1 protein-coding gene is annotated in these 16,682 nt (G+C 41.9%); it reads left to right on the top strand.

Features of this window, described 5'->3' with window-relative positions; all coding sequences use genetic code 11:
- The first annotated feature begins 635 nt into the window (after positions 1-635).
- Positions 636-16,682, top strand: a complete 16,047-nt coding sequence (locus OCI93_RS11365; RefSeq protein ID WP_261626448.1) for a non-ribosomal peptide synthetase — start codon at positions 636-638, stop codon at positions 16,680-16,682.

Raw genomic sequence — 16,682 nt, 5'->3', positions numbered from 1 at the left:
ATATAATCATGTTGCTTAAGAATCTGTGTTCATTTTCCAAGAGTGTATCGTGTCTCCTGAGGTTTTATTCAACTTGATTTGAACTAGAAATACGCTTTTATTGTATTGCATTATTTAAAATAAACTGTGATGTCAATACGAATCGGTTATTCCGATTAAAGAAATAATGTTATCGAAGTTAGGATGACAATCACACTTGATGAAGTTATGAACGGTTAGCAAATATAAATGTTTATTCAATTGAAAAGCAGTCTTGATTTTTCGACGTTTGACCCTGTTATAAGTAAATTTTCACTCTTCGGTAAACAGCCAAAGCACAATGTTTGAGTCTAGATTAAAAGCTCTATTTCCTTACTGAACAAGCGAATGTTTCAGCTTGTTATCAATGTAGCAATTACGTAACGATTGGTTGAATTTTAAACTCACCTTGGTTTTTTATTGCACCTTTTATTTAACATTTGAATGATGTTTGTTGCTATTTTTGTTTTTTCAATCGCTGTGGTTTGGTTGGGTAATTGTATTTAGTCTTTTGTATTTATTGATGTTTTTTTTGTACTTTGTGGATTTTGTTATTTTTTGATGGTAAGTTTGTTTTGATTTTGTTGTTTTGCATTCTGATTGTAAGGAAAATGATTGTGCAGAAAAATATCGAACAAATACTTGGATTGACCTCTGTACAAAAAGGAATGTTGATCGAATCAATTCGAAGCGAAGGTAATAGTGTTTATTCTGCACATCTAAGACTTAGTTTAGTTGGTGATTTATCACAAGATGCATTGCAACATGCAATCAAGCAACTTGTTAAAACACATCAAACGTTGAGAAGTGTTTTCCGCTGGGAGCGGATCAAAGAGCCTGTTCAGGTCATTGTAAAAAATATAGATATTCCCTGTTCTATTTTTGATTTAAGTACTGAGACACAAAGAGAACAAGCACGACAAGCAAATGAAATTGTAAAAAGTGATCGTGCAGCAGCTTTCGATATTCGACAAAACTGTATTCGTTTCTCACTTATCAAGCTCGGTGCTAATCAATATGAACTGCTCGTTTGTAACCACCATATTATCTTAGATGGTTGGAGTAATGCTTTACTATTGGAATCTCTGTTTGACTTTTATTATGAAGCTTTAACTGGTTCAAGTAGAAAGACAACAAAATTGCATACTGACCTACTTGAAAAGTACAGAAAGCATGAGCTGGCAGCATTAAATAATCCCAATAGCGTAGAGTATTGGAACCAAGTCGTTGCAGATTTACCAGAAGAAAATCGACTTTCTATCAGGGGAGTGAATACAGGATCTGTAACAGGTTACACCTCACAAACTTGTGCGTTAAACAAGCAAAAAATCGACGAGTTAGCGTGCCTTTTCAAAGTAACGCCGTCAACAATCTTGTTTGGTTGTTGGGGTTTGTTGTTGAGGGGTTACAACAACTCAGATGATGTTTGTTTCGGCACAGCGGTCAGCAACAGAGTTAATCTACCCACTGAATTGTCTGCTGTGATCACGATGGGAGTGCAAACTGTACCATTGCGTTTAAATATTTCGAGTACTGAATCATTGGCAGATTACTTCGCTTATGTACAAACATGCGTAAATGGTGCGCTGTCTAATCAGCCTGTAGATCTGAATAAGTTGATGAGAGCAAATGGGATCTGCAGTGAATCTGCACTATTTGATACTTTATTTACGGTAGAAAACTATCCACTTGATGAGCAGGTTGTTTTAAGAAATACAGGTCTTGAACTAAGCAAAGTTGATAACTGGGAGTTGAATCACTACCCAATGTCTGCAACTGCTCAGTTATTTGAACAGTACAAACTAGAATTTAATTACGACCAAAGTCAGTTTAACGACACGCTTGTTACCACGCTACTAAGTAATTTTAGTTTCATTGTTGAAAATCTCTTCGGGCAGCCAGTTAGGAAGCTAAATGAGATCGGTTTGTTAGACAAAGGTTCACAGCATACTTTAATAAGTCAAATTAACCCAAGGTATATTGAACCGAGTTGGAACGGCTCTGTAATCGATCACTTTGAATTAGCAGCCAAGAAATTTGCCGATCATATTGCACTTGAACAAGATAACGAGTTAATCACCTATAAGATGCTTGATACTTACGCTAATCAAATTGCGCAGCAAATAGTGTCTAGTGAAAACTACGTGTCGCAACAGGCCGTTGTAATTTATCTTCCTAATTCGATAACACTCATAGCCGCTATGCTAGCTTGTTGGAAAGCAAATGTGGTTTATGTGCCAGTAGATGCTGTGAGTCCGCCTTCGAGAGCGGAGCAAATAGTGCAAGAATGTGACGCCAAGATTGTGATGAGTGACCGTACGTTAGAGGTACCAAGTGGCGTCGAATTTTGGCCACTCTCTGTAGTGAAACAGAATCTAAATAAGGTATTGCAAGCTCCACAGAGAAATAATGCGCCTCAAGATCTGCTCTATATTTTGTTCACCTCAGGGTCAACAGGAAAGCCTAAAGGGGTCATGATTAGCCATGCTGCTTGTATGAGTTTTTGTCGTACATTCGCTGAGGTCGCAAAAATACAGCCGCAGGACAAAGTACTTTCACTTACTGGAATCGCTTTTGATGTGTACTTTGGCGAAACGTTAGTACCTCTTCTAGCTGGAGCTAGCATACAGCTAATTGATAAGCAGCAAACGATGCAAGGTGAAGGTGTTGCTGGTATTTTAAATAGCCAAGACTATGCCATGTTACAAGCAACACCGTCACGGTTAAGTATGATCTTACTGCAAGCTCGTACAGCGCAAAGCCAAAGCAAATTACAAAAATTGATGTTGGCAGGGGAAGCATTACCGACCGAGACCGCACGACAAGCACAGGCGTACTTTGGTGAGCAGTGTCAAATCGTTAACTTGTATGGCCCCACAGAGGCTAGTGTTTATGCTACATGGCAAAACTACAACCCTCAACAGCGCGTAAATATTGGTCATGGTATGGAGAATGTCAAAGCGTTTGTTATTGATAGAAATGGTCAATTACAACCACCCTTTGTACGCGGTGAAATTGCACTGGCCGGCCAAGCATTGGCAGATGGCTATTTGAACATGGCAAAGAAAACTGCAGAAAGCTTTATTGCAGGTACGTTTTTAAACGAACAAAAAATATATCTTACTGGTGATATTGCACGTGTCATCGAAGACGGTGAAATTGATATTCTGGGGAGAAAGGACGATCAAATTAAACTTCGTGGCTATCGTATTGAACTAGGTGAAATAGAACAATCTTTACAGGCATTAGCACAAGTTAAAGCGGCGTTGGTTAGAGTGTACAACACGGCTCAAGGGGTACAGCAACTTATTGCTTACGTTGTTACCGCTGAACCAGAGGCCGTACAAATTGAACAGGCGGTGAGAAGTGAGCTTGCACTGACTCTGCCTGATTATATGATCCCAAATGTCTTTTTCTTCTTGCCGCATTGGCCACTTAACACCAGTGGCAAAGTTGACAAAAAAGCACTACCTGTACCAAATCAGGCTGAGGTTACCTCACAGTACGTTGCACCGAGCACATTCTTGGAACATGAAGTGCAAGTCTGTTTCGCTACAGTGCTAGGTGTTGCCCAAGAGCAAGTGTGTATTACAGCTAATTTCTTTGAAGTAGGTGGGCATTCTTTAGCTGCTATGAAGGTAGCTGCTGATATTTCTAAGCGCTTGGATGTTGACGTTTCACTACAGTATGTTTTTGAATATTCTAGTGTAGAACTGTTAGCGCAGAAAATTAAAGAATTGCCTAATTATCAAAAGGGTATGGTGATTTCAGTTAGAAATAACAGTGCAGAGCAACAGGCTTCCTTTGCTCAGCAACGTATTTGGTTCATCGATCGCCTAATGGGCACTGTACAATATAACATGCCAATTGCCTTTGATATTAAAGGACATTTTAATATCCTCGCTGCGGAGTTTGCACTGCAGCAAGTCATCATGCAACAGCCAGCCTTACGTACCACTATTACAGAGCAAGGCGGAAAAATAGTCCCCGTTGTGAGGGAATCTGCGGCATTCAAAATAGCAGAATATGGAGTAGCATCGGCACTGAGTGATTCACAGATAGAACAAATCATTACTCAGCAAAGTGCAGAACCATTTAATTTGAGCTCAGATCTAATGCTTAGGGCTAGTTATTTAAAGGGTGAAGCAAATCATCAAGTTTTAGTGCTGGTAGTTCATCATATTGCTTTTGATGGTTGGTCAGAAGCATTGCTGATGCGTGCATTCACTGACTTTTACAATGGTTTCATCCAAGGTGAACAGCTAGTTGGATTACCAGCGGGTGTGCAATACGCGGACTATGCGTATTGGGAGCAAACGACTTGGACCAAGTCGCGGGAATATAAAGCGCAGCTAGATTACTGGCAACAGCAACTTGTCGATTTGCCAGACACACATAGTTTAGAGCTTGATTTTGAGCGCCCTAATGTTAAGCAAAATGTAGGGCAGGCAATCAGTACTAGGTTACACCAAACACAATTCAAAGCGCTGTGTGATTATGCCCAATCACATACAATGACGCCTTTTATGTTCTTCCAAGGTCTATTTGCGCTGTATATTTCAGTGCAAAGTAATTCTAAAAAAGTAGCTATCGGTACTGTTATTGCCAATCGCACACAGAGCGAACTTCATGACATTATTGGCTTCTTCGCAAATACACTAATATTAAAAAATTCATCTGCTCAATCATCATTTAAAGATTACTTGCATCATATTAAAGAGGTGAATTTAAAAGCGCAGGCCAATCAAGGTGCCCCGTTTGAGCAAGTGATTGAGCAGTCAAATGCTACGCGTAACCCCGCTTATACGCCATTATTCCAAATTCTATTTTTATTAGAGCAACCTTCGACGCAAAGTATAGAGCTAAGTGATGCAAGTCTAACATCGATGACTGCGAATACACGTATATCTAAATTTGATCTTGAAGTCACTCTACGTTTAGAAAATGAACAAGCTGAAATAGAGTGGTTGTATGATTGTGCGTTATTCACACAATCACGTATAGAACGCTATGCCAACGAGTTTATCGCATTACTTAATTCGGTTCTTGATGGTTCGTTGGTTGAAAACTGGCAAAGTATCAGTCAGTTTGAAGCAGCAGATTTTATGCCAGCCATGATTGCAAACAAGCCCCAGCATGTGGCACCTCAAAACCTACTTCAGCAATCATTGGTAGATATTTGGGCAAAAACTTTAAATTTACCAGCGCATGACTTGGGGATTGAAGATAATTTCTTTCAACTAGGTGGTCATTCATTACTAGCGATTCAACTGCTGTCAGGCATACAAGACACACTTAATATGACGTTGGATATGAGCACTTTTTATGCGACGCCAACGATTCGCTCGTGTGCTGAGAATTTATGCGCAACAGATGACAAGAGTGAACTTGTAGCTGTTACTAGAAGCGACGATGAGCAGTATTTTAGTGTGTCTTTTGCTCAACAACGATTGTGGTTTTTACATAAAATGCGACCTGACAGTAATGAATATAGCATGTCAGTGGGCTTTAAACTTTATGGCGAATTTAATCTTGAAGCTGCACAACATGCCATGCTTGATGTCATAAATAAGCATGAAATATTGAGAACCACGTATTTGCAAGATAAAGAAAGGCTTGTTCAGTGTATACAGCATATACAGCAATACACATTTGACTTTATTGATTTAACGGATGTACCAGTTGTGGAGCAATGTGATGTACTAACAGCATCACAAGCACAATTTTTTGCTCGTCGCTTCGACTTAAGCCAAGATTTAATGATCAACAGTTGTTTTATCTCTGTTGGGCAATCTCAAGGGGTATTACTTTTTAATGTGCATCATATTGCCGCAGATGGGCACTCTATCGGTATTTTCTTGCGCGAGTTCTCTGAGTATTACTCAGCGTATGCACAGGGTAAGCAGTCACAGTTCGTACCGCTTGATCTACAGTATGTTGACTATGCAAATTGGCAGCAAAACTGGATAGGTAGTGAACAGTACAACCAGCAAACTCGTTATTGGCAGGATGCTCTTGAAAATGCACCCAGTGTGCATAGATTGCCGCTAAGCGCTGAGCGAGATAGTCAAAACGTGTCAATTGCAAAATCACTGCAAGTAGTTGGCTCGGCCAGTTTGTACGACAAACTAAATGAAAAAGCAAAAGAGCTTGGCGTGACGCCATTTATGTGGTGTCACGCAGTGTTTAGCCTTGCCTTAATCGAAGTAAGCAAAGTTGATGATATCGTTATTGGCACCCCTGTTTCTGGCCGAAAATGGACTGCGTTGAATGATCAAATTGGTTTATTTGTTAATACACTTGCGTTGCGAACAACAACTAAAGGATGTAACACATTTGCAGAGTATTTAAATGACGTGAAAGGGGTCAATATTGATGCGTTGAGCCATCAAGATTTACCGTTTGATCGCCTCCTAGACCTTTGTCAGGTTAGTCGTTCGTCGTTATACACACCTTTATTTCAAATTCTTTTTACGATGAATGATGTGCCATTGTCGAATTTGAATTTGTGGGGCATAGATGCAGAGGTGACGTTACCACAAGAGGAAGCAGCTAAATTCGATTTGAGTTTAGATATTTCAGCAAATAGCCAGCACATGTATTGGCAATGGACTTATGACGCGACAATTTTTGATCAAGGTACGATCGAGCAGTTAGCACAACGTACCAATATGTTGTTGCAGCAATCGTTACTCAAAACTGACACTGAGCTAAGGTTATTAGTTGATAACTATGAGCAATTAGTTGCCCATCAGCATACTGTACCTGAGGATGATGAATTTATCGCCGCGAATACAGCACAGGCTTGCATGCTGTCGAATTTGTGGGCCAATTTACTTGGCCGATCAGAAACTGAGATCAGCATTAAACACAACTTCTTTGCTTTGGGTGGCAACTCTTTGCAAGCAGTGCAGTTTGTGTCTGAAGTATTCAAAGCATATGGCAAAGAGATAAGTGTTGCGGCTTTTTATGACAGACCAACAATTGAGCATTGCTTAGAGTTATTAGCCTTACAAAGTCACAGCCATGAGGCACTTGTGATTACTAAAAGTACCGTGTTGCCTGAACCGTCATTTGCGCAGCAGCGGATGTGGTTTTTGGATCAGTTAACGGTGCAGCCATTGTATAACATGGCATCAAAGTTTGCCGTCACAGGGCCATTCAATATTGAGGTGGCAAGCGCTGCTTTGCACCAATTGGTGCAAAGGCATAGCGTGTTAAGAAGTCAGTTTATGAAAACTGAAACAGGCCTACAAGTGCATGTATTAAAGTCGCTAGTGCCAGTTATCACAGAGCATAACTTAATGAGCCTTGAACCAGCAGAGCAACAAAACCAGCTTGAGCTGCTAGAACGATCTAATAAGAGCATTCACTTTGAGCTGCAAAGTGCGCCGTTGTTTAAATGTGATTTTTGTCGTTTAACTGCACAACAAGGCATTTTGCTTTTCAACATGCACCATATTATTTCAGACGGATTGTCTGTAGATATTATGTTTAAAGAGTTTGTAGCCCACTATGAGCGGTTACTCAGTGCTGAAATTCAGGCTTTGCCACCGTTAAAGTTACAGTACAGCGACTTTGTACAATGGCAAAAGCAATGGATAAGCCAAGCGCGAGCTGCGAAGCAGTTGACTTATTGGCACACACAGTTGGCTGATGCGCCTGCTGTACATGGTATTACATTAGATTTCCCAAGACCGCAGGTGAAGTCGCATCAAGCGCATTGCCATAGCGTAACTTTACCTCTATCTACAAAAAACACCTTAGCCTTGGTTGCTGAGCGTTTAGGGGTGACTGAATTTGTATTTTTACACAGTGTGTTGAGCTATGTGCTTGCACGCCATAGTAACAGTCAAGAAGTGTTAATTGGTACTCCTGTGGCTGGTCGTCGTCATCCTGATCTCATGTTATTAATTGGCTTATTTGTGAATACGGTGGCACTGCGCACTAACCTGTCTGGTTGTCAGACATTCTCTGAGTATACTGCGCACGTCAAAGCGGTCAATGGTGCTGCACAAGAAAACCAAGATATTCCTTTTGAGCAAGTGGTTGAGCATTGCAAGGTACCGCGCTCCGCTCACTATACGCCTGTTTTTCAAATTATGATGACAATGCGTGGTGAGAGTCAAAGTCAGCAAGTGGGCGATATACACTTTAAGCAGCTAGATGAGTCGGAAGCAGTCGCAAAGTTCGACTTATCTATTGATATCGCTTTAGACGAGCGTGGTATTACTTGGAACTGGTTATTTGATGCGGATCTTTTTGCGCAAAAGCATGTGATACAAATGAGCACGCATGTACTTAAGGTGCTAGAGCAGGTTTTGGCTACTCCAGAGATGGCTATCGCAGAAATTGTCATGCTGAGCAGCGAAGAGATTCATCAACTCACGGCTTGGGGTAATACGCCGCCCATGTTGTCAGAACAGGATTCGATTCAGACAAGGTTTAATAGACAAGTACTCAGCAGTCCAGATTCGCTGGCTGTTATTACTGATCATATGCAACTGACTTACCAACAACTAGATACTTTGTCTGACAAACTGGCAGGTGTAATTTGTCAAGCCATCAACGGCCAGCACGATACCCGCTTAGCCGAGGGAACGCTAGTTTCACTTTATCAACAAAGAACTATTGAATTTGTTATTAGTATATTGGCCATAGTTAAAGCCGGTGGTGCCTATGTGCCGATTACGGTTGATACGTCAGCGCAGCGTCTAAACCAATTACTACAAGACTGTAAGTGTCCAGTTTTGCTCACTCAGCATGATTTGCAAGACAAGTTAGACACATTGTTACTGACCTACTCAGAACAACGTGCAGTCGACATTTTAGTAGTCGATCTTGACGAATTGAAAGCGATGCCTGCAGGGCGAGTTATGGATTTTGACGCCCAACAGAGTGATTTACTGTATGTGAATTATACCTCTGGTACAACGGGGTTACCCAAAGGAGTAATGATTGAGCAAGCTGGCGTTATCCGTTTAGTCGATCAGCCATTTTTGGCAATGGATCAAGATACGGTCACTGTTCAAATAAGTAGTTTAGCCTTCGACGCAGCGACATTTGAGATTTGGGGTGCATTGCTAAATGGTGGTCGTTGTGTGTTGTATACGCATCCTTATATGGATTTGATGTTGCTAAATCAGGTGTTAATTGAACACCAAGTGACGCACACATTTATTACTGCCGGACTGTTTCGACGCTGGGCAAATGAATTGATAGATAATCAGCGGTCTTTTGCACTAAGAGTGGTGTTATCTGGCGGTGATATTGTTTCGCCCCAAAGTGTTTACCAAGTGCAAAGTGTAATACCTAAAGCGCAAGTTTTTAATTGTTATGGTCCTACTGAAAACACAACATTCACAACATATTACGCTGTACCAGCCCTATCTCAAGGCAGTGATAAGCCTTTACCAATCGGTGTGCCTTTACAAGGAGACAGTTTATATGTCATGTCTGGTGATTTACAGCTGCAACCATCAGGTGTTGTAGGAGAGTTACTAGTTGGTGGTGGTCTCGCAAGAGGATATTTGCATCAACAAGCACTCAGCAATGAAAAGTTTGTGCAAGTGAACGGATTGAGCGACAACGGTGAACGACTATATCGTACTGGTGATTTGGTTCGCTTCAACAATCAAGGGTTGCTTGAGTTTATTGGACGTGATGATCAGCAACTAAAAATTCGTGGTTTCAGGGTTGAGTTGGGTGAAATTGCTGCAGGAATTGAACAATTCCAGCAAGTATCTCAAGTGTATGTTGTTGCAGAGCGCCCCGATGCTGCAGAGCCAAGGCTTGTTGCTTACATTGTTCCTAAATTGGCAGCTCAGGTTGAGCCTGCATTAGAGCTAGATGACGCAGATAACGGCACTATAGCGCAATATAAAATGAATGACTTTGCGAAGCAGTGGTTGGATATGCTCAAGCATGGTATCGCATCTGCGCTACCAAGTTATATGGTTCCACATGATTATGTTATGCTGGTAGAGTTACCAATTACCCAAAATGGTAAAGTAGATACCAAGCGTCTACCTTGTGCTCAACAGGCGCAATCTGCGGTTTACTTAGCAAAGCCACAGACGGACTTAGAGCGTAAAGTCGCACAGTATTGGGCCCAGGTCTTAAAAATTGATGTACAGAATATAGGCCGTGATAGCAACTTTTTTGCGCTTGGTGGCCATTCATTAAGTATGATCAGCCTGTCGGCCTTGCTCCAAGCGCATCTGCACTTAGAAGTATCAGTTAGTGAACTGTACAATCATGCTGAACTGTCATCAATGGCATCTTTATTATCATCAGCTCAGCAACAAAGTTGGTCTGCAATACCAGTAATTTCACCCGAAGCTAATGGATATGAAGTCTCTCCAGCACAACAGCGACTTTGGTTTATTGATAAACTCGGGCAACAAAAAGGGGCGTACAATATTCCTGTGGCGTTTGACGTGAGCGGTGAGCTAGATCTAGCAGCCGTTACCAGCGCTTTGGAAATCATCTTTGCCAGACATCCAGTTCTTAGAACTGTATATCGAGAAGTAGAGCAGGGTGTTAGGCAGCATGTAATACCAATGTCTGACGTTCATTGTCAGATGCAGCCTGTAGCACTTGATTCACCTTTAGATTTACAAGATACCTTGGCACACCTTGCCACTTTATCTTTTGAACTGGCATCAGATCTTATGCTGCGTGCATATTATGTGACGTTATCAACGGGAGTTGACACACCAGCAAGAGGCTGCCTCATTCTCAATATGCATCATATTGCCGTAGATGGGTGGTCGGTTGCGCTGTTAACCAAAGAGTTTTCTGAGTGCTATGTGCTTTTGAGTCAAGGAGCAACGAAAGAGCAAATCTTTGAGCAACTACCTACTACGTCGATTTCTTATGGGGATTATGCGCACTGGATTAACTCATCTGAGCAGCAAAGCCAAATAGCGGATCAGATCAGCTATTGGCAATCACAATTGGCGGATGCACCAAGCGTTCATGGGTTGCCACTAAAAGGATACAGGCCAGACATAAAGAAAACTCAAGGCGCGCGCATCACCTCATCAATAACGAAAGCGCTGAGCGCTCAATTGGCTGATTTCGCTCAGCAAAACAATATGACGATATTCATGCTAATGCACGCAATGGTTAGCTTACTTCTTGCTCGCCATAGCGGTAGCAGTGACGTGATTGTGGGGACGCCTACAGCGAATCGTGGCCACGAACAAACTAAAGATCTGGTGGGTTTATTTGTTAACACTTTGGTGTTGAGGGTAAATACCAATACCCGTTCTTTACAGGACTTCTTTCGTCATGTTAAAGCGGTCAATATTGCTGCCCAAGCACATCAGGGTGTTCCTTTTGAGCAACTTGTCGATGCGTTAGATATTACTCGTAGTCAAAGTTTGTCTCCAGTATTTCAAATCATGTTAGATATGAATACCAATGAGCAAGCAGATGTGACTCTTCCACACATTGAACTAACGCCTTGCCATGACTCTGTATTTCCAGTGCAAAGCAAGTTTGATTTACACATCAGTGTTGTGCAAAGCCAAGGCCAGCTCAATATTCATTGGGTGTTTGATACGGCGCTATTTGATAGCACTTATATAGAGCAACTTGACACGCATTTACATAATTTACTTGTTGCAGTTAGTTCAACCACAGTAGATGACATCACCTCATTGGCTATGCTCTCAAGCGCAGAAGTTGATTATTTACTCACGGAACTGAATCAAAGTGGTGATATATCAACGCCTTTATGTTTACATCAGCTATTCGAATCTCAAGTTGCGAAAAGCCCATCTGCGCAATCAGTCCATGCCGGTGACATTACACTTACCTATGCGCAATTAGACCAACAGGCAACAAATCTAGGTGCATATTTAATTTCGCAGAATGTTAAAGCTGGCGATGTTGTCGGTATCTGTATGCGTCGTTCAGAAAAAACTATTATAGCAATATTGGCGATTCTAAAAGCAGGGGCAGCTTATGTGCCATTGGACCCAAGTTATCCAAAAGCACGTATAGAATATATTTTATCCGATGTTAAGCCTGCACTGTTATTTGTTGATCAGGCGACTGAACATAGCTTCGACTTTGCCAATTTTAATGTTGCTAATATTGAGCAAATTCCAGAGCAGCTTGTAAGTACTGAGCTTGATGTGCTTTATGACGTGGAGCAATTGGCATACATCATCTACACCTCAGGCTCAACGGGTAAGCCCAAGGGCGTGATGATTTCACACCGCAATGCATCAGCTATGCTGGCATGGGCTAACGACTACTTTAGCTGTGCAGAAAAGAGCAGGGTGTTGGCAAGTACGTCGTTGAATTTTGACTTGTCTATCTTTGAGATTTTTTTGCCGCTCTCTTCTGGTGGGACCTGTGTTGTCGTTGACAACATACTGAGTTTACTAGAACCACAAAACGCTGTATTGGAAGTTAGCCTAATTAATACTGTGCCATCTGGTATTAATGCGCTACTGCAAGAACATGCCGTACCTGCGTCAGTAATAGCGGTGAATTTAGCTGGTGAACCACTGCAGGCGAACACGGTTAATCGCTTATTAGATATATTCTCGGTGCAGCGAGTCGTTAACCTTTACGGGCCGTCTGAGGATACAACGTACTCGACCTACTATAGTATGACTTCGCAAGTTGCCAGCAACCCATTAATCGGTAAACCTATAAGTTCGACACAAGCGTTTGTATTAGATGTTAATCAGCAACTAGTGCCTTTTGGATGTGTCGGTGAGCTGTACTTGAGTGGTGAAGGGGTATCATTAGGCTACTTGAACCAGCCAGACTTAACTGCAAAAAACTACCTTGATAATCCTTATCACCCAGGCAGTAAGATGTACAAAACAGGTGACTTAGTTAAGTATACAGCACAAGGAGAGCTTGTTTATCTTGGGCGACTTGATGACCAAGTTAAGGTTAATGGCTTTAGGATAGAACTTGGTGAAATCGAGTTTCATTTGTTGCAATTAGACTGGGTAAAGGCATGTTTAGTCAAGGTTGAGGAAGATTCAACACGAACTATTTTGGTTGCCTACGTTGAAGTATCAAGTGAGCAGGCTTTGGATTGCAAGCAGCAAGTCAGAGCATACTTAGCGGATTGTTTACCAAAACATATGGTGCCCAATGTTATTGTTACCATTGATGAGTGGCCATTACTGCCTAACGGTAAAATTGATAAACAACATCTACCATCTTGGAATATTGCACGTGTTACGGTCAAACCAGAGACTAAGACAGAGCTTGTAATCTCCGACATTTGGCAAAGCCTTTTAAGCATGCAAGGTGAAGTACTGGACGCTGAGCAAAGCTTTTTCAGCCTTGGTGGTAACTCTTTATTAGCTGTTAAGTTGAATGGCTTGATCCAAAAGCAGCTGGGTATAGATATTGGCTTAGCACAACTATTTGAGTTGCAAAGCATTCAGCAACAAGCTCAGGAAGTTGACCGTGTACTAGTCAGTGGTAAGCCGACGCAAGATATTGTGCCATTGCAGCATGATGTAAATCGACCTCTTGCACCTACGCAAAGACGCCTGTGGTTTTTATCCCAGCTGAGCGAACAGTCTACAGAATACAATATGTGCACGGCCTATGAGTATCATACGGCGATTGAACCTAAGTTACTAAAACATGCCGTGGAAGAATTGATTGAGCGCCACGAGCCGTTGCAAGCCAATTATCATATGGTTGATTTACAGCCTATGTGGTATCTAAACAAAAAACAGAATTTGATATTTAATGTTGTGGATCTGTCTGGCCTATCAGCGTCAGAGTGTGAAACGCAATGGCGTGATATGCTCGCAAGTGAATTTACTCATGTATTTGATTTATCTAAGGGTCCACTTGTCAGAGTGAGCTTGGTTAAAACTGGACCGCAATCTGGAAAGCTGATTTTCAATGTACATCATATCGGTTTTGATGGCTGGTCTATGCACATTGTGGAGCGTGAGTTGCAGGTTCTGTATGGCACACAATTAAATGCCACCCCGGCTGATTTGCCAGCGTTACCTGTAAGCTATTCGGATTATGTAAGTTGGCGTAATGATTTTGAACAAAGTGACGCTTATTTACAGCAAGTAGAGTATTGGCTAGCGCATCTTGCTGACGCAGCGCCGTTACATAGCTTGCCTATTCAGTTTGAGCGTCCACAAGTTAAATGTAATAAAGCATCGATCACACGCTCGGTTATTAATACGGAGCAAAAAGCAGGTTTAGTTGCGCTGTGTTCGTCATTACAAGTGACGCAATTTATGCTGACGCATGCACTAGTATCTTTGTTGATAGCGCGACACAGCAATAATCATGATGTTTTGTTATTGACGCCAATTGCAAACCGTGAGCAGCAAGCGGTTGCTGACTTAGTGGGCTTCTTTACCAATACATTGATATTAAGAAGTAGTACCGAGTTTGATGGCTTTGCTGAGTTCATTGCGCATATTAAAGCGTGCAATATTGCCGCACAACGTAATCAGCAAGTGCCATTTGAATACTTGGTTGAACAACTTAACTTACCGCGCAGTACTGCATTTACACCGCTGGCTCAGTTGATGCTGAATTTCATCGAAGCGAGTGAACCTGCCAGTTCAGGAACGATGAGTTTGCAACGTATTGCACAAGCTGAATCGGCAAAATTTGATTTAGAGATCCGTGTTGAAAACCATGCAAGCGGTTGGGATATAGACTGGGTTTACGATGAAGCGTTATTTTCCAGCAATTACATCGATGAACTGTCTACGGACTTCTCGCAACTGGTTGACAATTTGCTTACATTGCAAGGCGACATTACAGGTTTAGCCTTAGCGCAATTGAGTTTATATGATGGCAAAACACAGGCTGAGTTAAAAGCTGGCTTTGAGGGGCCTACACAGCTGCTATCACATAGCACGATCCATAGTTTTGTTGAACAAACGGCAATTGAAACCCCAACACAGGTGGCGTTGAAAAGTGCCAATGGTGAGTTACTTTCTTATCTTGAGTTAAATCAGCTTGCTAACAAAATTAGTCATAGTCTATTAGCGCTAGGAGTGAACAAGGCCGATATAATTGCGATGAGTCTACCAAGAGGGGTTGAACAAATCGCCTTGTTACTTGGTATTTTAAAAGCAGGCGCAACTTACTTACCAATTGATATGCAGCTTCCGCAATCGCGCATCCGACATATTTTAACTTGTTCGGCTGCCAGGTTTTGGGTAAAAGAATGTGCTCAAGATATATCAATAGCGGATTGGTCTGGTCGTGATATTACGACTTCTGAGCTTATAAATAATATTAATAGCCATAATCCCGAGATATTAATTGAGCCGAAAGATCCGGCATATTTGTTGTTTACCTCTGGTTCATCGGGCTTGCCTAAAGGTGTGATACAAACCCATCAAACGATAGTGAATTTGGTTGAAACAAGTGGGCTTACTCAGCCGTATTTGGGCCTCCAATTTACGCCTATTACCTTTGACGTGTCTATCCAAGAGTTAGCAACAGCATGGCACACTGGGGCGAGTCTATTATTAATTACAGAGCAGCAAAAGCAGGAGCTGGTAGACATCCAAGCACTTATCGAGTTGCATCAAGTTAGACGCTTATTCGTGCCCCCTGCTGTTTTTGACATAATAGCTCAGCAATACCTCGAGCACAAAGAGAGTATTACTTCGCTAATGGAAGTAATCGTCGCAGGCGAACAGCTCGTGCTCAGTGATGCGATTAGAGTATTCTTAGAACGCAACCCACATTGCCAACTTTGGAATCATTACGGCCCAACAGAAACACATGTAGTCACGACATACAGTGTACACAGCCGTGCTAATTGTACACCGCCAATTGGCAGAGTGCTTGCTAACACCCGTGCTTATGTCGTGGGCCTGCACCAACAGCTACTACCAATTGGCAGTAAAGGCGAATTATGGATTTCAGGTGTGTCTGTGGCGCTTGGTTATATTGGTAACGAGCAGCAAAACGCAGAGCGCTTCATAGTCTTGGATGATGGCAGTCATTGTTACAATACGGGTGACACTGTAGTGTTCGATGGTCATGACTTTACTTACTTTGGCCGACAAGATAGGCAAGTGCAGATACGAGGTTTTCGAGTTGAGCTCGCTGATATCGAGTCTCATCTGAGACAACTCACAGGTGTAGCCCAAGCACATGTTATGTATATGGATGTTGTGGGAAGAAAAATGCTAGTGGCCTACATTGAGCATACGCATGGTCTCAACAATTTAGATGAACTTACGGTGTTAAGTAAGCAGCATTTACCTGTGTACATGCATCCTGATGCATGGGTTGAAGTGTCTGAATGGCCGTTAAATATCAACGGTAAGCTAAATGCTCGCGCTTTACCTGCGCCAGATTTTGCAGTTGAAGCATTGGTAACCCCTACAACTCCTACAGAGCAACTACTTGCACAAATGTGGTCAGATCTTTTAAGTCAAAGCAGTGATCACATCGGCATAGATAGCAACTTTTTTGAAATCGGTGGTCATTCTCTTCTTGTTGTGAAATTGGTTGCTCAAGTACGAGTAGCGTTTCAAGTTGAGCTTAATGTTCGCGATATTTTTGCCAATCCGAGCATTCGGGAGCAGGCCCAGATGATTGACTTATCCAATGCCAAACAAGCAGCTTTAGAAGCTGTGGCTAAGTCAGATAATATAATTGAAATGGAGATTTAA

Source organism: Pseudoalteromonas holothuriae, from assembly GCF_945859825.1.
Lineage (GTDB): Bacteria > Pseudomonadota > Gammaproteobacteria > Enterobacterales > Alteromonadaceae > Pseudoalteromonas > Pseudoalteromonas holothuriae.
This window is presented reverse-complemented; position numbering and strand designations above follow the sequence as displayed.